This is a genomic window from Vibrio sp. Vb1574, from assembly GCF_033338675.1.
In genome coordinates this window covers 19,782-44,685 of record NZ_JAWOTC010000046.1, presented here as the reverse complement: position 1 = coordinate 44,685, position 24,904 = coordinate 19,782, and the positions used below count along the sequence as shown (strand labels likewise).

Annotated in this window: 24 protein-coding genes; 16 read left to right on the top strand and 8 right to left on the bottom strand. The window is 45.3% G+C overall.

Features of this window, described 5'->3' with window-relative positions; all coding sequences use genetic code 11:
- Positions 1-24: 24 nt before the first annotated feature.
- Complete coding sequence (gene hldE / locus R7O12_RS20530; RefSeq protein ID WP_017633601.1) at positions 25-1,455, top strand: bifunctional D-glycero-beta-D-manno-heptose-7-phosphate kinase/D-glycero-beta-D-manno-heptose 1-phosphate adenylyltransferase HldE; 1,431 nt, start codon at positions 25-27, stop codon at positions 1,453-1,455.
- A gap of 178 nt (positions 1,456-1,633) precedes the next feature.
- On the opposite strand, the gene tolC is transcribed toward hldE, so the two are convergent.
- Positions 1,634-2,962, bottom strand: coding sequence for an outer membrane channel protein TolC (gene tolC, locus R7O12_RS20525; protein ID WP_005379884.1), 1,329 nt, complete (start codon positions 2,960-2,962; stop codon positions 1,634-1,636).
- 229 nt (positions 2,963-3,191) lie between these two features.
- Between tolC and nudF the strand changes: the two genes are divergently transcribed.
- The 6 genes from nudF (at position 3,192) to parC (ending at position 10,204) form a co-directional block, all read left to right on the top strand.
- A complete protein-coding gene (gene nudF / locus R7O12_RS20520) occupies positions 3,192-3,842 on the top strand; it encodes an ADP-ribose diphosphatase (protein WP_213971584.1) in 651 nt (216 codons plus the stop codon).
- The gene (locus R7O12_RS20515) at positions 3,842-4,285 is read left to right on the top strand and encodes a DUF1249 family protein (protein WP_017633603.1); all 444 of its coding nucleotides are present in this window, start codon (positions 3,842-3,844) and stop codon (positions 4,283-4,285) included. Before nudF ends, R7O12_RS20515 begins: the two co-directional genes overlap by 1 nt.
- A 61-nt stretch (positions 4,286-4,346) precedes the next feature.
- Positions 4,347-5,153 carry a 3',5'-cyclic-AMP phosphodiesterase gene (cpdA, locus tag R7O12_RS20510; RefSeq protein WP_005387419.1) on the top strand — a complete coding sequence of 269 codons (807 nt, stop codon included), beginning with the start codon at positions 4,347-4,349 and terminating at the stop codon, positions 5,151-5,153.
- A gap of 47 nt (positions 5,154-5,200) precedes the next feature.
- Entirely contained in the window at positions 5,201-5,785 is a 585-nt protein-coding gene (gene yqiA, locus R7O12_RS20505) for an esterase YqiA (protein WP_213917032.1), read from the top strand.
- 249 nt (positions 5,786-6,034) lie between these two features.
- A complete protein-coding gene (gene parE, locus R7O12_RS20500; RefSeq protein ID WP_005387417.1) occupies positions 6,035-7,915 on the top strand; it encodes a DNA topoisomerase IV subunit B in 1,881 nt (626 codons plus the stop codon).
- Positions 7,916-7,918: 3 nt separating this feature from the next.
- Positions 7,919-10,204: a DNA topoisomerase IV subunit A gene (gene parC / locus R7O12_RS20495; protein WP_017633605.1), complete on the top strand. Its 2,286-nt coding sequence runs from the start codon at positions 7,919-7,921 to the stop codon at positions 10,202-10,204.
- A 37-nt stretch (positions 10,205-10,241) separates the two neighbouring features.
- On the opposite strand, the gene degS is transcribed toward parC, so the two are convergent.
- From degS to zapG, 3 genes are all read right to left on the bottom strand, one after another.
- Positions 10,242-11,306 (bottom strand): outer membrane-stress sensor serine endopeptidase DegS, encoded by a 1,065-nt coding sequence (gene degS, locus R7O12_RS20490; RefSeq protein ID WP_017633606.1) that lies wholly within the window; start codon positions 11,304-11,306, stop codon positions 10,242-10,244.
- Positions 11,307-11,496: 190 nt separating this feature from the next.
- Positions 11,497-12,864, bottom strand: a complete 1,368-nt coding sequence (locus tag R7O12_RS20485) for a Do family serine endopeptidase (protein ID WP_025768400.1) — start codon at positions 12,862-12,864, stop codon at positions 11,497-11,499.
- A gap of 200 nt (positions 12,865-13,064) precedes the next feature.
- Positions 13,065-13,508, bottom strand: coding sequence for a Z-ring associated protein ZapG (gene zapG / locus R7O12_RS20480; protein ID WP_005379861.1), 444 nt, complete (start codon positions 13,506-13,508; stop codon positions 13,065-13,067).
- A gap of 195 nt (positions 13,509-13,703) precedes the next feature.
- Here zapG and zapE point away from each other — a divergent pair, with 195 nt between their 5' ends.
- The 8 genes from zapE (at position 13,704) to sspB (ending at position 20,412) form a co-directional block, all read left to right on the top strand.
- Positions 13,704-14,807: a cell division protein ZapE gene (gene zapE / locus R7O12_RS20475; protein ID WP_005387411.1), complete on the top strand. Its 1,104-nt coding sequence runs from the start codon at positions 13,704-13,706 to the stop codon at positions 14,805-14,807.
- Between the two features lie 253 nt (positions 14,808-15,060).
- Positions 15,061-15,489: a 50S ribosomal protein L13 gene (gene rplM, locus R7O12_RS20470; protein WP_005372872.1), complete on the top strand. Its 429-nt coding sequence runs from the start codon at positions 15,061-15,063 to the stop codon at positions 15,487-15,489.
- Positions 15,490-15,504: 15 nt separating this feature from the next.
- The gene (gene rpsI, locus R7O12_RS20465; RefSeq protein ID WP_005372876.1) at positions 15,505-15,897 is read left to right on the top strand and encodes a 30S ribosomal protein S9; all 393 of its coding nucleotides are present in this window, start codon (positions 15,505-15,507) and stop codon (positions 15,895-15,897) included.
- Between the two features lie 690 nt (positions 15,898-16,587).
- Positions 16,588-17,178 (top strand): ubiquinol-cytochrome c reductase iron-sulfur subunit, encoded by a 591-nt coding sequence (petA, locus tag R7O12_RS20460; protein ID WP_005372877.1) that lies wholly within the window; start codon positions 16,588-16,590, stop codon positions 17,176-17,178.
- On the top strand, positions 17,178-18,443 hold the full coding sequence (locus R7O12_RS20455; RefSeq protein WP_005372880.1) for a cytochrome b: 1,266 nt from the start codon (positions 17,178-17,180) through the stop codon (positions 18,441-18,443). Before petA ends, R7O12_RS20455 begins: the two co-directional genes overlap by 1 nt.
- The gene (locus tag R7O12_RS20450) at positions 18,440-19,177 is read left to right on the top strand and encodes a cytochrome c1 (RefSeq protein ID WP_005372881.1); all 738 of its coding nucleotides are present in this window, start codon (positions 18,440-18,442) and stop codon (positions 19,175-19,177) included. The genes R7O12_RS20455 and R7O12_RS20450 overlap by 4 nt, the downstream gene beginning before the upstream one ends.
- A 96-nt stretch (positions 19,178-19,273) precedes the next feature.
- Positions 19,274-19,909, top strand: coding sequence for a stringent starvation protein SspA (sspA, locus tag R7O12_RS20445; protein WP_005372897.1), 636 nt, complete (start codon positions 19,274-19,276; stop codon positions 19,907-19,909).
- 17 nt (positions 19,910-19,926) lie between these two features.
- Positions 19,927-20,412 carry a ClpXP protease specificity-enhancing factor gene (gene sspB, locus R7O12_RS20440; protein ID WP_005387408.1) on the top strand — a complete coding sequence of 162 codons (486 nt, stop codon included), beginning with the start codon at positions 19,927-19,929 and terminating at the stop codon, positions 20,410-20,412.
- 71 nt (positions 20,413-20,483) lie between these two features.
- Here sspB and R7O12_RS20435 read toward each other — a convergent pair whose 3' ends face one another.
- Genes R7O12_RS20435 through R7O12_RS20420 form a run of 4 tightly spaced genes read right to left on the bottom strand, consistent with a single transcriptional unit; the run spans position 20,484 to position 23,934 of the window.
- Positions 20,484-21,152: a BON domain-containing protein gene (locus R7O12_RS20435; protein ID WP_017633609.1), complete on the bottom strand. Its 669-nt coding sequence runs from the start codon at positions 21,150-21,152 to the stop codon at positions 20,484-20,486.
- A gap of 21 nt (positions 21,153-21,173) precedes the next feature.
- Positions 21,174-21,764: a phosphoheptose isomerase gene (locus R7O12_RS20430; protein WP_005372901.1), complete on the bottom strand. Its 591-nt coding sequence runs from the start codon at positions 21,762-21,764 to the stop codon at positions 21,174-21,176.
- Positions 21,765-21,767: 3 nt separating this feature from the next.
- Positions 21,768-22,136, bottom strand: a complete 369-nt coding sequence (locus tag R7O12_RS20425) for a YraN family protein (RefSeq protein ID WP_005372903.1) — start codon at positions 22,134-22,136, stop codon at positions 21,768-21,770.
- Positions 22,123-23,934 (bottom strand): penicillin-binding protein activator, encoded by a 1,812-nt coding sequence (locus R7O12_RS20420; protein ID WP_005372905.1) that lies wholly within the window; start codon positions 23,932-23,934, stop codon positions 22,123-22,125. The genes R7O12_RS20425 and R7O12_RS20420 overlap by 14 nt, the downstream gene beginning before the upstream one ends.
- A gap of 68 nt (positions 23,935-24,002) precedes the next feature.
- Here R7O12_RS20420 and rsmI point away from each other — a divergent pair, with 68 nt between their 5' ends.
- Positions 24,003-24,866: a 16S rRNA (cytidine(1402)-2'-O)-methyltransferase gene (rsmI, locus tag R7O12_RS20415; protein ID WP_318100768.1), complete on the top strand. Its 864-nt coding sequence runs from the start codon at positions 24,003-24,005 to the stop codon at positions 24,864-24,866.
- Positions 24,867-24,904 lie beyond the last annotated feature (38 nt).

The window sequence follows — 24,904 nt, the reverse complement described above, 5'->3', positions numbered from 1 at the left end:
CGATTTAATTTTTGGAGACCAACAATGAAACCAATTCTACCTGATTACAACAGCGCTGGTGTGCTCATCATCGGTGATGTCATGCTAGATCGTTACTGGTATGGCCCAACCGGACGCATTTCTCCTGAAGCGCCGGTTCCTGTTGTAAAAGTAGAAAACAATGAAGAGCGTCCTGGTGGTGCTGCGAACGTTGCGATGAACATCGCATCACTAGGTGGCCATGCTCACATTGTTGGTCTAACTGGGGAAGATGAGCCTGCAAAAGTGCTGACGGAGACGCTGAGCTCACTCAATGTGAAGTGCGATTTCGTTGCACTGCCTGATTACCCAACGATTACGAAGCTTCGCGTAATGAGCCGTGGACAACAGCTTATTCGTCTCGACTTCGAAGACAAGTTTGAAAACACAGATTCTGCGCCAGTGTTATCTCGAATGGATGCCGCACTACCAAACGTTAAAGCCGTGATTATGTCTGACTACGCAAAAGGCTCGTTAGAGCATGTTCAGGCATACATCCAAAAAGCGCGCGCAGCAAATATTCCGGTTTTCATTGACCCGAAAGGTGCGGATTTTGAACGCTACCGTGGCGCAACACTTCTTACGCCAAACATGAAAGAGTTCGAAGACGTTGTAGGTAAAGTGAAATCTGACCAAGAGCTAGTAGAGAAAGCACTGGCTTTGGTTGAAGAGTTTGAATTTGAAGCGCTTTTGGTGACACGCAGCGAAAACGGAATGACCTTGATTCGTCGTGGCCAGGAACCGTTCCACCTTCCAACTCAAGCGAAAGAAGTGTACGACGTGACAGGTGCGGGCGACACGGTTATCTCTGTATTGGCAGCGTCTGTTGCCGCAGGCAAATCATTTGAAGAAGCGTGCGCTTTAGCGAACGCAGCGGCAGGTGTTGTGGTTGGTAAACTAGGCACGTCAACGCTTTCTGAGATTGAATTAGCAGAAGCGGTACATGGCAGCCAAGACACGGATTACGGTGTGATTTCAGAAAAAGCATTGATCGAAGCGGTGAAAAAAGCACGTGCTCGTGGCGAGAAAGTCGTTATGACAAATGGCTGCTTTGATATTCTGCACGCTGGGCATGTGTCTTACTTAAACCATGCTGCTGAACTGGGCGATCGCCTAATCGTTGCGGTAAATACCGATGAGTCAGTAAAACGCCTTAAAGGCCCTGGTCGTCCGGTAAACCCAACCGATCGCCGCATGGCGGTGTTGGCAGGTTTGGGCGCTGTGGATTGGGTTGTACCATTTAGTGAAGATACGCCGCAGCGTTTGATCTCAGAAGTTCTACCAAGCTTGCTAGTAAAAGGCGGTGACTACAAACCAGAAGAGATTGCTGGTGGTAAAGAAGTCATTGCGGCGGGTGGTGAAGTTCGTGTATTGAACTTTGAAGATGGCTGCTCGACCAGTGAAATCATTAATGCAATCAAAGGCGGTAAGGGCTAAGCCTGCTGTTTGTTAGAATTGAAATGCTATTTGCTCATAAAGGTCGCTAAGTGCGGCCTTTTTGATACTTTTAGTTCAGAGGCACTTTTAGGCTCTGAACTACAAGTAATAAAAAACGCCAGCTGATAACTCAACTGGCGTTTTTTATTTATTAAGACCTGAAGTATTCAATTCGCGGTTATTTTGCCGCTTTCAAACCTGCATCAACGTCTAAGATGTCTTGTTCGCTTAGCGTACCAACTGCTTGGCGTAGCTGAAGAACACTTAAAATGTAGTCGTAACGAGCGTTCGATAGGTTTTTGTTCGCATCGTATAGACGACGAGTCGCGTCCAGTACATCAACGATAGTACGAGTACCTACATCAAAGCCAGCTTCTGTTGCTTCTAGTGCAGAGCGTGCAGAAATAACCGCTTGCTCATACGCACGTAATGCGCCGATAGAGGCGTTAATGTTGTTGTTTTGTGCGCGAACATCTTTTACTACGCTACGGTACTGTGCTTCAAGATCTTCGCTTGCTGCCACGTACGCGTATTCAGCTTGTTTGGTTTGAGAGGTTACGTTACCACCTGTGTATAGCGGTACAGCAAGGTTCACACCAATATTGAAGTTGTCTGTCGTGTTGTCACGAGAGCTATGAGAAGTATCACCGTAGTTGTAACCACCGTCTAGAGAGAGCGTTGGTAGGTGGCCAGAGCTTGCTAGTGAAATATTGTCACGCGCAATGTCTTGAAGAATACGTGATGATAGCAAGGTCAGGTTTTTGGTTTTTGCTTCATCAATGAGCGATTCAGCTGGTACGGTCGATGGGCTAGCAGTGAAGCGGCCAGTGTCCAAAATGTTGAGATCTTTGTGCTCTTGGCCTGTAATTTCACGCAGTGACTCGTAGCTATTAGTTAGCGCGTTTTCTGCCAACACTTCGTCCGCTAGCACTTGGTCGTACTGAGCTTGTGCGTCATGCACGTCAGTGATTGCAGACAAACCTACTTCAAAACGCTGTTTAGTTTGCTCAAGTTGACGGCCAACCGCGGCTTTTTCTGCACGTACGAAAACAAGATTATCTTGTGCGCGTAGAACTTCAAAATACGCTTGTGACACGCGAAGAATCAGTGCCTGTTGCGTCGCTGCGTAAGTTGCGTCTGCTTGGCGAGCACTTTTCTCAGCAGTATCTAGAGAGATCCAAGATGCGCGGTTGTAAAGTGCTTGTGAAAAGCTAACGCCAGCGGTTAGCGCGTTGCCATCGTTTGATACGTCACTAATTAGATTTGAATCGTATTCAGTATCACCACGAGTTAAATTGTAACCCGCAGTAAGGTTGATCTGTGGTAATAGAGCACTACGGCTTGAGGTGATTGCTTCGAAAGCTTGGTCACGTTGTGCTGCTACACTGAGCAATTGTGGATCATTTTGTTTTGCCAAGTCGTAGATTTCAGCCAAAGAGTCTGCGAACGCAGACGTACTCATGCTACCTAGCGCTGCACTGATAAATAGTGGAAGCAATTTTTTCATTTTCTATTCCCGCGGTCCATAGATTGGTTAATTCTCAGTAGTTTAACTCAATTTGCACGATATTTACTCTAAAGTTTGCACTTTTTTACACGTAATTATCCACTTGTGCAATAAATTTTTAGCAAAGACTTAAATTAATTTGTAACTATTATACAAAAAGTTGAGCCAAGTCCTTTGAGCAAGCGAATAACAATGAGTAAACTACAGGATTCACTCAGAGAGGTGTTGAATGCAACAGCGTGACAAACAACAACAAGATTTTACTTCGCGAGATGTAAAAGTCATCTCGAAAGAAACCTTATTTGAAGGTTTTTTCAAAATGGTGAAATACCGCTTTCAGCATAGGCTATTTGCTGGTGGTTGGAGTGGAGTTGTCGAACGAGAAATGTTCGAGCGTGGTCACGCAGCAGCGATGCTTCCTTATGATCCAAAGGCGGACCAGGTCGTAATCATTGAACAGATTCGTATTGGCGCGTTGGAACATGAACACCCTTGGCAGCTAGAAATTGTCGCCGGTATGATTGACCGCGATGAATCTGCTGAAGCCGTAATTCGTCGAGAGGCTGTCGAAGAAGCGGGGATTCAGGTGGGGCGCGTTGTACCTGTTACGTCCTATTATCCTTCGGCTGGTGGTTGCTCGGAAAAGCTAGACGTCTTTGTTGGTGAAGTGGATGCGTCTAAAGCGCACGGCATTCATGGTTTAGACTATGAGAATGAAGATATCCGGGTTCATGTCATGAGTCGTGAAACGGCGTATCAATGGGTGAAGGACGGGAAATTTGAAAATGGTGCGTCGATTATTGCGTTGCAATGGCTGCAATTACACCATCAAGAGTTAAAGTCAGAATGGGGACAATCCCAAACGGTGGAGAGTGAGTAATGGCACAATTGGCTGAAAAACAACAATATCATGTTGATTTAGCTGGTCTTATGAGAACCTATGAGACCAACTACGCTAAATTGAATGCCTTATTGCCTGCTTCTGCTGAAGTTGGGGATGTACGTTGCTACCAAGCGGCGAACATGGTTTACCAATTGACCGTGAATGAAATCACAAAATACACCACAGTTGTTGAGATATGTCAGAGTGATGAAACGCCAGTGTTTCCTTTACCGACGATGTCTGTCAGGCTTTATCATGATGCGAGAGTAGCCGAAGTATGCTCAAGCGGAGAGTTCTCTCGCATAAAAGCTAAGTATGATTATCCCAATGACCAACTGATGCAGAAAGATGAAAAGCATCAATTAAACACATTCCTCGGTGAATGGCTGACGTTTTGTTTACGAAGTGGTATCAGTAGAACACCACTTGCCTTCAATTGATCGTCACGTCACTAAAGGAAAATAACAAATAACGATATAGTGGACGAATCAGGTTTTCATTTTGCAATCATCTAGTGACAGCATCAAACTTTTACAAATTACGGATACTCATCTGTTTGCTGCCGATGAGGGAAGTTTGCTAAGCGTAAAAACAGTCGATAGCTTCAATGCTGTTGTTGCTGATGTTTTACGCCGCAACGTGGCGTTTGATTACATCTTGGCGACGGGGGATATTTCCCAAGACCATAGTGCAGAATCTTATCAGCGCTTTGCCAACGGCATTGAACCGCTAGAGAAAGACTGTTTTTGGCTACCTGGTAATCATGATTACAAGCCTAATATGGGCAGTGTTTTGCCTTCGCCACAAATCAAAGCCGCAGAGCATGTATTGCTTGGCGAGCATTGGCAGTTAATTCTTTTAGACTCGCAAGTGGTTGGCGTTCCTCATGGGCGCTTGAGTGATCAGCAATTAACGCTACTCGAAGAAAAGCTAGCCGAACACCCAGAAAGACACACACTTGTTTTGTTGCATCATCACCCGTTACTGGTGGGAAGCGCGTGGCTTGATCAACATACTTTAAAAGATGCCGAAGCGTTTTGGCAGGTTGTCGAGCGTTTTGATAACGTGAAAGGCATTCTCTGTGGCCATGTTCATCAAGATATGAATGTGCTTCACAAGGGTATTCGAGTGATGGCAACACCCTCAACTTGTGTTCAGTTTAAGCCTAACTCGGATGATTTTGCCCTTGATACCACTTCGCCTGGTTGGCGGGAGCTGCAACTACACGCTTGTGGCGATATTACGACCCAAGTAGGTCGGCTTCCTGATGGCCAGTTCCAACCAGACTTCTCTTCTAACGGCTACTAACGCGCCCGAGCTCTCTGTTCGGGCTCGCTTTTTTGTGCGAGATATATATGAGTAAACCTTCACTTCTTCTCTATATCCATGGCTTTAATAGCTCTCCACTCTCCATGAAAGCGAATGTGATGAGAGCCTACTGCGAGCAACATAGGCCTGATATTAAGGTGATTGTTCCCCAGTTACCTTGTTATCCTCAGCAAGCGGCGAAAATGTTGTTGTATATTATCGAGCAATATAAAGACGACTATAAAATTGGTCTAGTGGGCAGTTCATTAGGCGGTTTTATGTCAACGTGGCTAAATGACAAGTTTGGGTTTAAAGCGGTAGTGGTCAACCCCGCAGTCAAGCCTTATGAGTTGCTAGTAGATTATTTGGGTAAGCAAACTAACCCATATACGCATGAAACCTATACACTTGAAGCTTGTCATATTGACGAGTTAAAAGCTCTTGATGTACAAAGCATCGCGTCGCCACATTCTTTTTGGTTATTGCAACAAACAGAAGATGAGGTTTTAGACTATCGACAAGCGGTAGATAAGTTTGCAGACGCTAAGCAAACAGTAGAACAAGGCGGTGATCACAGTTTTGTAGGCTTTGAGCGTTATCCTGCACAGATTATCGAATTTCTAGAACTGTAATTCGAAAGCGATTGGAAAAGGCTCATAGTTTTTATTGATATATCCAACCGTTTCTTGACATGGGCGGTATGCTTTCCGACTATGTTTTGCCAAAAGATCTTAAGGGTCGAGGACCCTGGCTACTTTGTTATGCATCATGTTTACAAACTCTTAGTGATGTGAACAGGGTGGCTTTTTCGTTTCCTGAGTATGGGTACGCCCATTGGTGATACTCAGGCAACAAGTAAACTTTGAGAATAATTCCGTATTATGACTGAACAATATAATGCTGGTGCCATTGAAGTACTGAATGGCTTAGAGCCAGTACGTCGCCGACCAGGGATGTATACGGATACAGCGCGCCCAAACCATTTGGGCCAAGAAGTTATCGACAACAGTGTCGATGAAGCGCTAGCCGGACATGCCTCAAAAGTACAAGTCATCCTACATGCTGACCAATCACTCGAAGTGATCGATGATGGTCGAGGCATGCCTGTTGATATCCACCCAGAAGAGAAAGTATCAGGCGTAGAGCTAATTCTATGTAAGCTACATGCGGGTGGTAAGTTCTCTAACAAAAACTACCAATTCTCTGGTGGTTTGCACGGGGTAGGTATATCTGTAGTAAACGCGTTGTCAAAACGCGTTGAAGTAACAGTTCGTCGTGATGGTCAAGTGTATGAAATTGCATTTGAACACGGCGAGAAAGTGTCTGATCTGACCGTAACTGGCACATGTGGTCGTCGCAATCGCGGTACCAGCGTACATTTCTGGCCTGATGCGAAGTACTTCGATTCGGCTAACTTCTCTGTGACGCGCCTAGTCAACAACCTGCGCGCAAAAGCGGTTTTGTGTCCGGGTTTAGAAATCACATTAACCGACAAAGTTAATGGCAAAGACTATAAGTGGTACTACGAAGATGGTTTGAAAGACTATCTTGCGGAAGGTGTAAAAGGCTATCCAGTTATTCCTGAAGAACCATTTACTGGTGAGTTCTTGGCGGATACTGAAGCGGCAAACTGGGCGGTAATTTGGCAGCCAGAAGGCGGTGAGATGATCACCGAAAGCTACGTTAACCTAATCCCAACCGCTCAAGGTGGTACGCACGTTAATGGTTTACGCCAAGGCTTGTTGGAAGCGATGCGCGAATTCTGTGAGTTCCGTAATCTATTACCTCGTGGTGTGAAGCTAACGGGTGATGACGTTTTCGACCGCTGTTCTTACGTGCTGTCGGTTAAGATTCAAGACCCGCAATTTGCAGGCCAGACCAAAGAACGTCTGTCTTCTCGTCAAACCGCGGCATTTGTCTCTGGCGTTGTAAAAGATGCGTTCAGTCTTTGGTTGAACGAAAAGCCTCAGCTTGCAGAGCAATTGGCAGAAGTCTGTATCGCTAACGCACACCGTCGTATGCGTGCAGCGAAAAAAGTCGTACGTAAGAAAGTGGCGTCCGGCCCAGCACTGCCAGGTAAGTTGACCGACTGTTCAGCACAGGACTTAAGTCGCACTGAAATCTTCTTTGTGGAGGGTGACTCTGCGGGTGGCTCGGCAAAACAGGCACGTGACCGTGAATTCCAAGCCGTGATGCCACTACGTGGTAAGATCTTGAACACGTGGGAAGTCTCTGCCGATCAAGTTCTTGCGTCTCAAGAAGTACACGATATCTCCGTTGCTTTGGGTATTGACCCAGATAGCGACAACCTCGAGAGTCTTCGTTACGGTAAGATCTGTATCCTTGCCGATGCGGACTCGGATGGTCTTCACATCGCAACGCTGCTTTGTGCTCTATTTACTCGTCACTTCCGCGCACTAGTGGAAGCGGGTCATATCTATGTGGCGATGCCGCCTCTGTATCGAATCGACTGCGGGAAAGAAGTGTTCTACGCCCTCGATGATGATGAAAAAGATGGCATTTTAGAGCGCTTGTCGAAGAAGAAAGCCAAAATCAATGTGCAACGATTCAAAGGTCTGGGTGAGATGAACCCACTTCAGTTGCGTGAAACCACCATGGATCCGAACACGCGTCGCTTAGTGCAGTTAACCATTGACGACTCTACGGCGACCATGGAAATGATGGACATGCTGCTAGGTAAAAAGCGTGCAGATGACCGTCGTTCTTGGCTACAAAACAACGGCGACTTGGCAGAGGTGTAACGGATGTCTACAGAAATTACCTACGATGGCGTCGAACAATTGCCAATGCGCAAGTTCACTGAAGACGCTTATCTGAACTACTCGATGTACGTAATCATGGACCGCGCCTTGCCATACATTGGTGATGGCTTAAAGCCGGTTCAACGACGCATCATTTATGCGATGTCAGAGCTTGGTCTCTCTGCATCAGCAAAATACAAAAAATCTGCACGTACCGTTGGTGACGTGCTAGGTAAATACCATCCGCACGGTGATTCAGCGTGCTACGAAGCGATGGTATTGATGGCTCAGCCATTCTCTTACCGCTATCCATTAGTGGATGGTCAAGGTAACTGGGGTGCGCCAGATGATCCGAAATCATTTGCGGCAATGCGTTATACCGAAGCAAAACTGTCTAAGTTTGCTGAAGTATTGCTTGGCGAACTTGGCCAGGGCACGGTTGAATGGCAACCTAACTTTGATGGCACAATGAAAGAGCCACAAATGTTGCCAGCACGTCTGCCTCACATCCTGCTTAACGGTGTAACCGGCATTGCCGTTGGTATGGCAACAGACATCCCACCGCACAACGTTCGTGAAATCGCAGATGCGACTATTCATTTGATCGACAACCCGAAAGCAGAACTGCCGGACGTGATGCAGTATGTCAAAGGACCGGATTACCCAACAGAAGCAGAAATTATCTCGCCGCAAGCGGATATCGAGAAGATTTACCGCAACGGTCGTGGCAGCATCAAAATGCGCGCGGTTTGGCATAAAGAAGGTTCTGATATTGTTATCACTTCTTTGCCTCACCAAGTATCGGGTGCCAAACTGCTTGAGCAAATCGCTAACCAGATGCGTGCGAAGAAGCTGCCAATGGTTGACGATCTTCGTGACGAATCGGATCACGAGAACCCAACGCGTATCGTTGTGGTGCCTAAGTCAAACCGCGTCGATTGTGATTTGTTGATGAACCACTTGTTCGCATCAACGGATCTTGAGCGCAGTTACCGCGTTAACTTGAACATGATTGGTTTGGATAACCGTCCTCAAGTTAAAGGTCTGGTGCAAATTCTGTCTGAGTGGATCGAGTTTCGTCGTACGACTGTGCGTCGTCGTTTACAACACCGTCTAGACAAAGTAATGGCTCGTCTACACATCTTGGAAGGTTTGTTAGTTGCTTACCTCAACCTAGATGAAGTGATTGAGATCATCCGTACTGAAGACGATCCAAAAGCGGTGCTGATGGAACGCTTTGGTATTACCGATATCCAAGCGGATGCAATTTTAGATACCAAACTTCGTCATTTAGCGAAACTAGAAGAGATGAAGATCCGTGGTGAGCAAGACGAGCTAGAGAAAGAGCGTGAGAAGCTAGAACAGCTACTCGGTTCTGAGCGTCGTCTGAATACACTACTGAAAAAAGAAATCAAAGCAGACGCAGAGAAATACGGTGATGACCGTCGCTCTCCAATGGTTGAGCGTGCAGAAGCAAAAGCGCTGACTGAACGTGACCTCGTACCAAGTGAGCCAATCACGGTTGTGCTTTCTGAGAAAGGTTGGATTCGTCACGCGAAAGGCCATGACGTGGATGCCGAAGGCTTAAACTATAAGTCGGGTGATAAGTATTTAGCGCATGCTCGAGGTAAGAGTAATCAGCCTGCGGTATTCCTAGGTAGTGACGGTCGAAGTTACTCTCTGGAATCGCACTCACTGCCTTCTGCTCGTAGTCAAGGTGAGCCGATTACCGGTCGCTTGAATATTACGGCTGGTAGCAGTATTCGCCAAGTCATCATGAGTGAAGAAGATCAGCTGTGGCTGGTGGGTTCAGATGCAGGTTACGGCTTTGTATGTAAAGGCGCGGACTTGCTGTCTAAAAACCGCAGTGGTAAAGCGCTCGTCACTTTACCTGCCAACTCTGAGATCATGACGCCAAAAGAGATTGAAGATTTAGACTCTGATGAAATCTTAGCAATCACTAACCAAGGTCGCATGCTGCTGTTCCCAATCAAAGACTTGCCACAACTGGCGAAAGGTAAAGGGAATAAGATCATCAACATTCCTGCTGCTAAAGCAAAAGAGCGAGAAGAAGTACTATCTCACTTAATGTCTTTACCAAAAGGTGCATCGTTAACGCTGTACGCGGGTAAGCGAAAGTTGGGTCTTAAACCGTCTGACCTTGATAACTTCCGTGGCGAACGTGGTCGCCGAGGCGGGCTACTACCGAGAGGTTTGCAGCGAGTCACTCGCATTGAAGTTGAGCTAGATGATTCCGATACGACGGAAACACCGAGCGATAGCGAGTAACGCACAAATAAAAATCCCAGCCAATGGCTGGGATTTTTTATGCTTCTTGCTTGTCTTCGGCAATGGTGACTTTCAAGGTCATCTCTTTTCCTTTGCGAATGATACCGACGTCCACGGTGGTGCCAGGACGTAAATCGGTGACGATATCCATAACACTCTGACGCCCTTGCACTTTATTGCCATCAATACTGATAATGATGTCCTGCTTTTGGAAGCCTGCCGCATTGGCTGGACCATTTGGATCAATACCAAGTACGACAATACCACCTATGTGTTCATTTCCAAGTAGGCGAGCAGTGACCGCATTAATGTCTTGGCCGTCGATTCCAATATAACCACGAATCACGCGGCCATCAGCGATGATTTTCTGCATGATCTTACTCGCTAGCGGCGCAGGGATCGCAAAAGAAATACCGTAAGTTTCTAAGTCTGTCGCTTGCTGAAAAGAGGCGGTGTTAATGCCGACGAGCTCGCCTTGTGTGTTCACTAGGGCTCCACCAGAGTTACCTTCATTGATGGCGGCATCGGTTTGAATGAATGCTTGACGACCGTCGCTAATAGATGAACGACCTGTGGCAGAAATAATGCCGAACGTTGTGGTTTGTCCAAGGTTGTATGGGTTACCGATGGCTAGTACTACATCGCCCACTTGTGGTTTGTAATTAGAGTTCAGAGGGATTACGGGCAAATTCGAACCTTCGACACGCAGCACGGCTATATCAGTACGTTTATCTGTCCCTACGAGCTGAGCCGCTGCGGCTCTGCCGTCTTGTAATGCCACAACAATTTGATCAGCTTGAGCAACCACATGATAGTTAGTAATGATGTAGCCTTTCTCACTAACAATGACACCTGACCCCAGACCTTGAGTCGAGAGTTTACTGCGATCATTCTCAACATACTTACGGCTGTAGATGTTTACCACTGCAGGCGCTGCTCTTCGGACCGCTTGATTAAACGTCAATTCGACTGATGCGATATTAACAGGTTGAGGATCAAGCGCGGCAGGAATTACGTTGTTGCGCAAAGATGGAACCGCCAGTAATACCACTGCGGCAGTAGCCAAGCCTAAAAAGACAGAACGTAATAAAAAGCTGAGCATATCCTCTCCATGCGTGAGCGCCAAAATGGCATCGAAGATGAAGAATAGCATTACATTGAAAAATAACAAAAGGGCAGCACGTCATCGCGCTGCCCTTTTCATTAGTTATTGAGCGATAAGGAAAAGTGATCGAGCCTTATCACTCAGTACTATGCATCGAAAACCTTATTTCCTATCACTTTGAAAGTGGTTAACGAATGACAAGATAAATAGTACGTTCACCACGTTGAATATTAAGAGCCAGTACACCTTTGTGTTTCTCTACGATTGTACGAAGCTCGGCAAGGTTTTTCACTCGTTGACGGTTCACACCGATAATAATGTCACCTTGTTGTAATTGATATTGAGCCGCTGGAGAGTTATCTGCAACGCTCGATACTTTAACACCTTGGATTACATCACTTGGTGTTGTATTGCTTAACTCCGCACCTTTGAGTCCCTCATGTAATGTCTCCGCTTTAGCTTTCATATTCGTAGATTCGCCAAGCGTTACATCAAAGGTTTTATTCTTACCATCTCGAACCACACCTAATGTGATTTCTTTACCTGCGCCCAGTGTTGCCACTTTTGCGCGGAGCTCTGAGAAAGTATTAATCGCTTTGCCGTTCACCGATACAATTACGTCACCGGCTTTTAACCCTGCTTTATCGGCTGCGCTGTCCGGTACGACTTGACCAATAAAGGCCCCTTTACTTGACTCGTAACCCAATGCATCAGCTAGCTCAGAGGTTACTTCGCCACCTTGCACACCCAACATGCCGCGTTTGACTTCACCAAACTCTAGAATTTGATCAGTGAGGTTTTTCATCATGTTTGATGGAATCGCAAAGCCAATACCCACATTACCGCCGTTAGGGCCTAAAATCGCAGTATTAATACCGATCAGCTCACCATTAAGGTTGACCAATGCACCACCAGAGTTACCGCTGTTAATTGCGGCATCGGTTTGGATGAAGTTTTCGAAGTTTTCAACGTTTAAGCCACTACGACCAAGGGCTGAAACAATACCCGAAGTCACAGTTTGACCGAGTCCAAATGGGTTACCAATCGCAACCGTAAAGTCACCGACACGCAGTTTGTCGGAATCCGCGACCTTAATCTGCGTTAAGTTTTTCGCTTTCTCTAATTTAAGTAACGCAACATCGGCCATTTCATCACCGCCAACGAGCGTAGCGTCATACTCGCGCCCGTCAAAGAGGCGAACTCGAATCTCATCTGCCCCCTTAATCACATGGTAGTTAGTGACAATATGGCCTTTCTTCGCATCAATAATGACACCAGAACCTAAACCTCTGAACGGGCGCTCTCGCCTTTGTTCCATAGGAAAGTCTGGGCCAAAGAAAAATTGAAATTGCTCGGGAATGCGGCTGGTTTGTACTTGTTTACCTTCTACAGCAATACTCACAACAGCTGGGGTCACCTTCTCAAGCATTGGTGCCAAGCTAGGTAACTGTTGGCCATCCACATTCAAAGGTAATGCGGCAGTGGCTTGAACTGGGGCAATAATCGACCCCAAACTCAGAGATAGAACGGTGAGCGCAAGCAGTGGTTTTTTCATCCAATAACTCCTCTTGAAACATGTCTGCCAAAAAGAAATATCCGAACGGTTAGTTCACTTTGTTAACAACTAATATAGGGTCTAGTTCGGACAATCAAAAGGGGAGGCAGTGCACATCCAAGTTAGAGCGAAGGTGAGGTGAAAAAGTTCAAAAAAGGGCCGATACAAATGTATCGGCCCTAGATAGAAGTAAGAGAGGATTATGATGCTTTTGCGGTTACCGCTTCGGGAGCATTAATGATTTCTTTCTCTTGATCCTTCAAAAGACCGGTGGCGCCATTAGCGTAGTCTTTTGGTTGTTCGTTGAACTCTGGTTGATCTTCTGCAATGGTTTCAGACGACATTGCCGTTTTCTTATCAAACGGGTTGTCTTGTTCTGGTAAGTTTGGCAAAAGCTCAGAAGAGGTCTTGGCCATATGTTGGTATAGCTTGGTGTAATCTTTACCTAGGGTGTCCAACATCTCTGCGGTTTGTGCAAAATGATCGACGAGCTCTTGACGTTGTTGCTCTAATTCAAACTTGGCCGCTTCAAGTTCTTTCTGCACAGACTTTTGTTTCTTGTATTCAGGGGTGGTTAGTCTACTAATGACTACGCCTACGATTGTACCGACCAGCAAACCCACAATGGCATAAATCCAAGGCATAACTGCTCCTTATAGTTGTTTTAACAAGTCTTTTACTACTTAGTTACACGCGGTGCTTGTCCATGTTACTATGGCTTGAACAGCCGATAAAGAAAAATAGCAGTATGTCTTCGGGGACTGATAACTACTTCTCTCTATTCTCAAAGTTGACCCCGAGGTAACCCTTTTCTCTATACCTCTATACGACTTAATACGATGACACCACTACAACAATATCAAAAAGACATAGCAGAACACGGGTTTCAGCGTGATGAAGCTCAGTATCAAGCGGTCGTTGCATTAGACAAGCTTTACCATGCTATCGTTGAATTTCAGTCAGCGCCTGTGCCTCAGCTTTCCAAATGGCAAAAGCTAATGGGGAAAAAAATCGACAAGCCTGAACCACCAAAAGGCCTTTACTTTTGGGGTGGGGTAGGTCGCGGTAAAACCTACCTTATGGACGCATTTTTTGATGCTTTACCGACCCAAAGAAAAATGCGCGTCCACTTCCATCGATTTATGTATCGAGTACATGATGAGTTGAAGCTGTTAGGTGATGTCGAAAATCCTCTATCAAAAGTGGCGGATAAATTTAAAGAAGAAGCAGATGTGGTTTGCTTTGATGAATTTTTTGTTTCCGACATTACTGATGCGATGATCCTTGCAACGCTACTTCAAGAAATGTTCAAGCGGCAGATGATCCTAGTCGCGACTTCAAACATCGAGCCGCAGAACTTATATCGTAACGGTTTGCAAAGAGCGCGCTTTTTGCCCGCGATCGATATGATTTTGGCACGTTGTGAAGTGTTGAATGTCGATAGTGGCGTTGATTATCGCTTAAGAACGTTAGAACAGGCTGAAATATACCATTACCCGCTTGATGAGCAGGCTAGCATAAACCTTAACAAATATTATCAGCAGCTGACTGGAGAGCGTCAGTTTGTTGCTCATCAAATCGAAGTTAACCACCGTCAACTAGCGGTGATTGAAGCAAGCGACGGGGTGCTGCATGCGTCGTTTGCTCAGTTGTGTCAAACTGCTCGCAGTCAAAATGACTACATTGAATTGTCTCGTATTTACCACACTGTATTACTGGCAGATGTTCAACAAATGAACCGAAAAATAGATGATGCGGCGAGACGCTTTATCGCGCTAGTCGATGAGTTTTACGAGCGCAATGTTAAGTTGATTATTTCTGCTGAAGTGCCAATGGCCGACTTATATACTGACGGGCAGTTAGAGTTCGAATTTAAGCGCTGTTTGTCTCGGCTTACTGAGATGCAAAGTCATGAGTATCTCGCGCGTGAACATTTGGCCTAGATCCAATGGATTCTTAAAAAAGTGAAGAAAAAATTAGTGATTTGGCGCAAAAAAAAAGGTGATTTTTTCTTCGCTCTTCTCTATAATCCTGCGACCCACCGTTACTGCAGACCTGATTATCGAAGTTATTTCGAAATTGAAGGTCGAGAGTACCAACGACTCGAAGGGGTGATGACTGGGCTCTTAGACAGTGTGGGAGCACTATTGGGTGTTCCTTTAAAGTTTAAAATTTAATTAACGGGTTATTGTTAGCATGAAAACTTTCGTTGCTAAACCAGAAACTGTAAAACGCGACTGGTACGTTGTAGACGCTGAAGGTAAAACTCTTGGCCGTCTAGCAAGTGAAATTGCATCTCGCCTACGTGGCAAACATAAAGCTGAATACACTCCTCACGTTGACACTGGTGATTACATCATCGTTATCAACGCTGAGAAAGTTGCTGTAACTGGTAACAAAGCTAAGAACAAAGTGTACTACCGTCACTCTGAATTCCCAGGTGGTCTAAAATCTATCACTTTTGAAAAGTTGATCGATCGTAAACCTGAGATGGCTCTTGAGCTTGCAGTTAAAGGCATGCTTCCACGTGGTCCTCTAGGCCGTGCTATGTACCGTAAGCTAAAAGTTTACGCGGGCGCTGAGCACAACCATGTTGCTCAACAACCACAAGTACTAGACATCTAATTGGGGATTTCGAAAATGGCAGAGAATCAATACTACGGCACTGGCCGTCGCAAAAGCTCAGCTGCACGTGTTTTCATTAAACCAGGCAGCGGTAACATTGTAGTAAACAAGCGTAACCTTGACGAATACTTCGGTCGTCCAACAGCACGTATGGTTGTACAACAACCTCTAGAGCTAGTTGAACTAACTGAAAAGCTAGACCTTTACGTAACAGTTAAAGGCGGCGGTATTTCTGGTCAAGCTGGTGCTATCCGTCACGGTATCACTCGCGCGCTTATGGAATACGATGAGTCTCTACGTCCTGCTCTACGCGCAGCTGGCTACGTTACTCGTGACGCTCGTTGCGTTGAACGTAAGAAAGTTGGTCTACGTAAAGCACGTCGTCGTCCACAGTTCTCTAAGCGTTAATTTCCTCTTATCGGGAATTATGCTTTTCAGAGTTACTCTGGAAACTGTGTACCAAAAGCTCGGCTCTATGCCGGGCTTTTTTGTATTTAAAGACATCATACTTGTCTTCAAGCAACGAACAGCCTTCACTTATCATCACACTCCGAGCAAGCCTTCTTATTCGTCCTTCGTCGAAAGGTTGCCAGTGCCGTTTTATATGTGCCTTATTTAATTGCGACTCACCACGCTTTCTCTTGCGATGCAGCATAGATGTATTCATCAGCAAGAATGTCTTTGTATCTTATTCTTCCTGTAACATGTTTTAAAATGACTTACGCTCCTTTTTGAGCATTCTGCGTGCTACAAAATTGAAAATATAAACACAGCAAGCTGAACGCGTAATACGAAATATTTCTCTGTGTAATTAACTGAAAACTACCAAGATAAAAGGTTTTATCCGCTTTCAGCGGGGCTTCTATGTGGTGCTTTCTTGTTACAAATCACATCAATTTTTTATAATTCTGCCGCTTTTGTGACGACGCGAGCGATTTGCCTCACAAATGTTACAAAAAGGTAGCTTTATCTTGTCAAAAAGTAGGGTTTTCTTTATCATTTCCCTCCAATAAATAGAACTAAATTCATTATTTGTTAGCCATGCTCTTATAAGCGGAATAATAACGATCCAAAGGGAGCAAATGGGAGAATGTTTGGATGAGCAACGCGCCTTTAAATAACGGTCGCAGGCGTTTTCTAACCGCTACAACGGCAGTTGTTGGTGGGTTAGGGGCAGTCGCCGTCGCCGTGCCTTTTATCAAATCATGGAATCCGAGTGCTAAAGCCAAAGCGGCGGGCGCACCGGTGGAAGTGGATATAAGTAAAATTGAACCAGGTCAGCTGGTTCGTGTTGAGTGGCAGGGAAAACCTGTATGGATTGTTCGCCGCACTCAAAGCGTTCTGGATAACTTAAAATCGATCGGTGATAAGCTTCGCGATCCACAATCTGAAATGGAGCAGCAGCCTGAGTACGCTCAGAATGAGTTTCGTTCGATTAAGGAAGAGTTTTTCGTCGCAGTTGGTTTCTGTACCCACTTAGGTTGTTCACCAACCTATCTACCTGACTCTTTCTCAGAGCAGGTGCAGGGCGTAAGATCTGGCTTCTTCTGTCCTTGTCATGGTTCTAAGTTCGACATGGCTGGTCGAGTGTTCCAAGGAGTACCTGCTCCGTTGAACCTTGTCGTTCCTAAGCACATGTATTTGAGCGATACCAAGCTCATTGTGGGTGTTGATGAGGGAGATGCATAATGCAAGCAATGTTAGATTGGGTTGAAAAGCGTATTCCTGCAATGAATGCTTATAAAAAGCATTTGTCTGAATACCCAATGCCTAAGAACTTCAACTTTTGGTACCTTTTCGGTTCTCTGGCGATGCTGGTTCTTGTTAACCAAATCCTAACGGGTATTTGGCTAACGATGAACTATGTTCCTTCAGGTGACGGTGCATTTGCGTCTATCGAATACATTATGCGTGATGTAGAGTACGGTTGGCTTCTGCGTTACATGCATTCCACTGGCGCGTCAGCGTTTTTCGTTGTTGTGTATCTTCACATGTTCCGTGGTTTGATCTACGGTTCATACCAAAAACCTCGTGAACTATTGTGGATCTTCGGTATGTTGATCTTCCTTGTTCTCATGGCTGAAGCGTTCATGGGTTACCTACTTCCATGGGGTCAGATGTCATACTGGGGTGCGCAGGTAATCATTTCCCTGTTTGGCGCTATTCCTGTTATCGGTGATGACCTAACGCTTTGGATTCGTGGTGACTACATCATCTCTGGTGCAACGCTAAACCGTTTCTTCGCACTACACGTTATTGCCTTGCCTATTGTTTTGCTTCTTCTTGTTGTTCTGCACGTATTGGCGCTGCACGAAGTAGGCTCAAACAACCCGGATGGTATCGAAACTAAGCTGCCAAAAGGCTCAATGGGCGACGATTACAAAACGCAATTCAAGTTCCACGATTACTACACGAAGAAATATGACATCATTGATTCGATTCCTTTCCATCCGTACGGCACGGTTAAGGACTTGGTCGGTGTTGCTGGTTTCTTGTTCTTCTTCTGTTACGTGCTGTTCTTTAACCCAGAAATGGGTGGGTACTTCCTTGAGCCGCCTAACTTTGAAGCTGCAAACCCATTGAAGACACCAGAGCATATTGCTCCGGTATGGTACTTCACGCCGTTCTACGCAATCCTACGTGCGGTTCCAGACAAACTATTAGGTGTTATCCTAATGGGTGCGTCAATTGCAGTGCTGTTCGTTCTACCTTGGTTGGATCGTTGTAAAGTTCGTTCATACCGTTACCGTAGCAAACTTCATCTATTGAATATTGTACAGTTCACTATCGCCTTTATCGCTCTAGGTATTTTAGGTGCGTTACCAGCGACACCAACGTACACACTACTATCTCAGATCTTTAGCTTGTGTTACTTCATGTTCTTTGTGTTGCTGTTCTTCTACAGCAAAAATGAAGCAACCAAACCATTACCAGAGAGGGTGACATTCAAATGAAGAAGTGGATTGTAATTCTATTTGCTATGTTGCCATCACTAGCGATGGCAGCTGGGGCCAATGTTCCGCTGGATAAAGCGAATGTTGACCTTACGGATAAAGCTTCGCTACAAAACGGCGCGAAGTTGTTCATGAACTACTGTTTTGCTTGTCACTCTACGCAATACCAGCGTTACGAGCGTGTAGCAACAGACTTGGAAATTCCAACAGACTTAATGAAAGAAAACCTGATTTTCAATCCTGAAGCAAAAATCGGTGATCTAATGGTCAATGCTATGCCACCGAAGCAAGCGGCAAACTGGTTTGGTGCTCCACCACCAGATCTTACGTTGGTTGCACGAGTTCGTGGTGCTGATTGGTTATACACTTACTTACGCTCTTTCTATGTTGATCCATCTCGTCCATTCGGCGTGAACAACATCGTCTTCCCGAGTGTTGGTATGCCGCATGTGCTTGAAGAGCTACAGGGTATCCCGACGCCTATTTACGATACGAAAATCGTAGATGGCGAAGAAGTACAAGTTGTTGTTGGTACCGAAACCGATGGCACGGGTGAGCTGAGTGAAGGCGAATATGACAAAGCGGTTGGCGATCTCGTTAACTTCTTAGTTTATTCAGGTGATCCAGTGCAGCTTGAGCGTCACGCTCTAGGCTGGTGGGTAATGGGCTTCTTAGTGCTTCTAACCATCGTTGTCGTGATGCTCAAGAAAGAGTATTGGCGCGATGTGCATTAATTGTGCTAAAATACCGTGCTAATTCCCAATTTTAATTGATGTACAATGGAGGCTTAGCCTCCATTGTTTTTATTTGTAAGTGTACTGGAGGGCTCCATGGCTGTAGCTGCCAATAAACGTTCTGTGATGACTCTTTTCTCAAGTGCATCAGATTTGTATAGCCATCAGGTTCGCATTGTACTAGCTGAAAAAGGTGTAAGTGTTGAAGTTGAGCTTGTTGACGAAGCAAACCTTCCTGCTGAGCTTGTTGAGCTAAACCCATATAAATCAGTGCCAACTCTTGTTGACCGTGAGCTAGCTCTTTACGATTCAAAAATCATCATGGAGTACTTGGACGAGCGTTTCCCTCATCCACCTCTAATGCCGGTTTACCCTGTTGCTCGTGGCAACAGCCGCTTGATGATGTACCGTATCGAACGCAACTGGTATTCACTCGCTGAAAAAGTGATGAAAGGTAATGCGGAAGAATCAGAAAAAGCACGCACAAAGCTGCGTAATGATCTTCTGACGTTAGCGCCAATTTTTGCTGAATATGAGTACTTCATGAGCGAAGAATTCAGCTTGATCGATTGTTACCTAGCTCCACTATTGTGGCGTTTGCCTCAACTTGGTATCGATCTTGTTGGCCCTGGTTCAAAAGAAATCAAGGTATACATGAACCGCGTATTTGAACGTGATTCGTTCCTTGCTTCTTTGACTGAAGCTGAACGTGAAATGCGCCTAGTTCGCTAAGCGATTTAAAACACGTTATGGATATTGCAAAAATGACTGCTCGCCGCCCGTATATGCTTCGCGCATTTTACGACTGGTTAGTAGACAATGACTTGACTCCTCACTTGGTTGTGGATGCAACAATGCCAGGGGTGCGTGTCCCAGTTGAATTTATTCAAGATGGTCAAATTATTTTGAATATTGCGCCACGTGCAGTGGGTAATCTTGAGTTAGGTAATGATGCGATTACCTTCCATGCTCGCTTTAGCGGTCGTCCGCACTCAGTGATCGTGCCTGTGTATGCTGTTCAAGCTATTTATGCACGTGAAAATGGTGCTGGTACTATGTTTGAACCAGAAGAAGCGTACACTCACATCGAAGAAGAAGCGATGACCGAGGAAGAATCATCCCCATCGTTCACAACGGTTAGTGATGAGCCTTCTGAGTTAGTTTCTGATTCAGATGCCGAAGAGGACGATGCTCCTCGACCAAAAGGCAAACCAAGCTTAAGAGTGATTAAATAATAAAAAAGCAGCGTAACGCTGCTTTTTTCTTTTTAACTTGTTGAAGATGATTTCAAGCCAGACTTTGGAAATTACTCACTAATCGTAAAGACTTCGACGTTCTCTTCACTTTCTGTACTTGCCTCACTTTCTATTGTTTGTACACCGTCACTCGGTAAGTCTACTTCAACAGGCTCCATTTCGCCGTATTGGAACCCTTTAATGACTTGTTTTACGCCTGAGATATTACGCGCGATTTCTGTCGCTCGATCGCCTTGCTCTGGCGTGACATAACCAAACAGAAAAACGTCGCCATCTTCGGTGATCACTTTAACCTTAACACCATTAAGCTCAGAATCAGTAAGCAAAGCTGACTTTACTTTGGTTGTGATCCAGCTGTCATTGCTAATCTGGGTAACAGTGAGTGGCTCTTTTTGTTTGATTTGATTGTGTATGACTTTTACACCACTAACTTCTCGAGCCCTTCGCTCTAAAGCAAGGATAAGGTCTTGTGTCGGAGCTTGTCCCATAAGGACTACAGTCCCATTATATGAACTGGCAACGACACGAACTTCACCTTTAAACGGTGCTTTATTGCCGATCGCCGCAACTTCGAATTCGATGTTATTGTCCTGCCAGATTTGTTTTGTCGTGCGTGTGTCCGTGACAATATTCGCTGTGGTTGCTGCACCTGCGATAAACAAACCTGCGCAACCACTTAAACTCAATGCTGTTAATAAGATAACAAGGCTACGTATCATAATTCTGACTCTCAGTCTTGGTTACTCTTCGTGAGCAGGGAAAAGCACCTGGTCAATAAGATCACAAAGACAATGGAGTGTTACCATATGTACTTCGTGAATACGTGCAGTGCGGTGTGATGGAATACGAATTTCGACGTCGTTCTCACCGAGCAGCCCTGCCATCTCTCCGCCATCTTTTCCTGTTAGCGCGATAATCGTCATGTCTCGAGTTACGGCTGCTTCCATCGCTTTGATAATATTTTTACTGTTACCGCTAGTCGACATGGCAAGCAAAATGTCGCCTGGTTGACCAAACGCTCGTACCTGTTTTGAGAAGATTTCCTGGTAGTGGTAATCGTTGGCCACTGCGGTTAGGGTGGTATTATCGGCGGTTAAGGCCATTGCTGGTAGGCTAGGGCGCTCAGTTTCAAAACGGTTTAAAAGACAAGAAACAAATTGTTGAGCGTTTGAAGCACTGCCGCCATTACCACAACATAAAATTTTATTGCCATTAAGCAGGCTCGACACCATCGCTTGAGCTGCATGAGTAATGGCATCAGGCAGCGCCTCTGCTGCTGCGATTTGAATTTGAATACTTTCTGTAAAGCTGTCTTTAATGCTGTCTAGCATCGCTTATCCTTCAGAGATTGCGTTTTCTATCCAGTTGATATCTCGCCCATTATCATGAATGGCGATGACATCAAATCGATAATCGATATTGTGTTTTAAGCGCTTTTGTTGGCTAAGCCAAACTTGTGCGGTTTTGACTAGCTTGCGCATTTTAGCGTGCGTCACCATTTCTGCTGCCGAGCCAAAGTGATTGTTCTTACGGTATTTGACTTCAACAAACACAATAGTTTCACCTTGTTGGAAGATTAAATCAATCTCACCGACCTTAGTCAGAAAATTTTGTTCAATAAAGTTTAAGCCCTGGCGTTGTAAATACTGCTTCGCCAGAGCTTCATATTGATTTCCGATTTGGCGCTTACTAAAGAGCCCCACGCTCAGCCCAGCTTAGCTCACGCTGTACAACACAATTATTGTCGATACTTAAAATACCGGTTTGGCCGCCAACTGAGTAGCCCGGAACGACCTTCATTTGTGGCAGCTCCCCAATCAATTTATACGCATCCATACCCAGTGCTTTCAAACGTTTTTCCATGTTAGATTGCTCTGACCACAGCTCGTTCATTTCAGCGGTCACGCTAGGGTCTGGGTCAATCAGTAATGGGATATCGCTGTAGATGATGCCTGTTAGATCTTCGTAAGTCGCGCCGCCACTGTTGCTACGCGAGCTAGAGAAAATTTGAGGAGCTTTGGCGTCTGGGTTAATCGCTACCTCAATAAATGGCTTGATCAAAGTCAGTTCCGTGCTTCTAGCAACAATATAAACCGCATCGACATCACGACGGCTACGTGGCTGTGTTTCAAGCTTGATACGCATTAGTGATTGCATCTGAGCAATACGTTGTTTGCTTTCTTGCAGACCAAATACTTCATTGATGTCTTTTTGAAGTTGGCGCTTGTCGCCAAAATAACTTGCTGCGACTTTATTAGAGCTGTACTTGCGCCATTCTTTGTTGAACGCTTCAGTTACGCGCTCACCAAAGCTGCCCTTTGGTGCCAGGATCAGAGGGAAGTTATAGCCTTCGCTGAACAAGTGTTTCGCTGCCTGTGCGGCTTCTTGTTCTGGTGATAATGCCAAGTAGCAAATATTGCTATCTGGTTGCACATCTTCGGGAATATTTAGCGCAAGGGCTGGAATCGTAGGACCATTTTCTGAGCCATCCATGGTTGTGTGCAATAGCTCAACGTTTTCTTTTTCTAGGGGACCAACAACAAAGTCGATGTTTTCATTGATCAAACGTTGTTTAATTTGGTCGGCGTTATACGCATTAGTGTCTATTACCGTGAGGGTAGCGCTTGGATCACGGTTACGATCATTCATCATCGCAAACACAAAACCATCACGAATTAATTGCGCTTGTGGCGAGAATTTACCAGTAAGCGGCAGTAACAAAGCGGTGTTGTTTGGTTTAACGATGTCTAGAGAGAGAATGTTTTGAATCTCTTCTGGTGTGTAGATAGCGGCTGGGTGCGATGGGTTCTCGTTTAACCAGCGTTCTAGGGTATTTTTTAGTTGAGATAAGTTGCCCGACAACGTTTTCGCATAAATAGCGAGTTGTAGCCAACCATCCAAAACATCTTCATTTGGCTCTGTTTCTAATGAGGTCAGTTCGTACTCGGAATAGCTGCCAAAGTTCATCCAAATACGGCTAGAAATCTCTCTCTGCTCCGCGGACGATGCATATTGGCCAAATGCAACCAGTTGGCGGTTTGCCTCAAACGCTTGGTTAAGACCTTGATAAGCGTCGGCACGCATCAAGTAATAGTCTTTCCATTGCTCATTTGGTAACTTCCACCAAGGTTTAAAATTCAACAATTGCAGCAACTGAGAGTAATTACCCTGTTTTTGCTGTATGGTCGCACGCGCTAGTTGCCACTCTGCTTGCTGAACTTCGGTTAACTGTTGACGAGCCAGGCGCTTGATCAACATTTCTGCTTGATCAAACTGGTTTGCTTGAATCGCGGCTTTGGTTGCCATGATCAACCAGTCATTTTGTAAGCTGCCTTCCGTGCTATCAGCTTGGATCATATAGTTCTGAACAGACTGAGTAGGCTCAAGTGTTACATCAACGCCATCAGGCTGTCTTGGACCTGAAGAACAGGCGGCGAGCGTAATTGCTAGTGCAACAGGAGTAAGTATGCGTGGTACACTGAGTCTCTTATGGTTAATCATTGCCGTGAGTTCTCTATAATTTTGTACAAAATTGTCTCTATATTAATCGTTGAAGTGATGGTAAACAAATGACAGATAAAAATAAGTTGCCGAATGAGGGGCCAACTCTCTATATCGTACCGACTCCAATCGGAAATTTAGCGGATATCACCCAACGTGCTATCGAAATTCTGTCGACTGTGGACATCATTGCCGCTGAGGATACTCGACATACGGGCAAATTACTGTCTCACTTCAATATTCAAACCAAAACTTTTGCTCTACACGACCACAATGAGCAGCAAAAAGCACAAGTTTTGGTAGAAAAGCTGCTTTCCGGTCAGTCTATCGCATTAGTTTCTGACGCTGGTACGCCACTTATCAGCGACCCAGGATACCATTTGGTGACAAAATGTCGTCAAGAGGGCGTTAGAGTTGTGCCTCTTCCAGGTGCTTGTGCGGTCATTACGGCGTTAAGTGCCTCTGGCTTGCCATCGGATCGCTTTAGCTTCGAAGGTTTTTTACCACCGAAAAGCAAAGGTCGTAAGGATAAATTCCTAGAGATTGCTTCGGTAGAGTGTACGTGTATTTTTTACGAGTCACCGCACCGTATTTTAGACTCTCTACAAGACATGTTAGACGTTCTTGGCCCAGATAGAGAAGTTGTGTTGGCAAGAGAGCTAACAAAAACCTTTGAAACCATTCAAGGCATGCCGTTAGGTGAGCTGATTGAATGGGTGAAAAGTGACGATAACCAACAGCGTGGTGAAATGGTATTGTTGGTACATGGCCATCGTGAAACAACAGACGACTCACTACCTGAAGATGCTTTACGCACGTTAGGGATTTTGACCAAAGAGCTGCCTTTGAAAAAAGCAGCTGCTTTGGTGGCAGAAATACATAACTTGAAGAAGAATGCGCTATATAAATGGGGCTTAGAAAACTTAGACTAAGTGCCGCTAGCGAGATAAATGGTCAATGAGGGCTGATG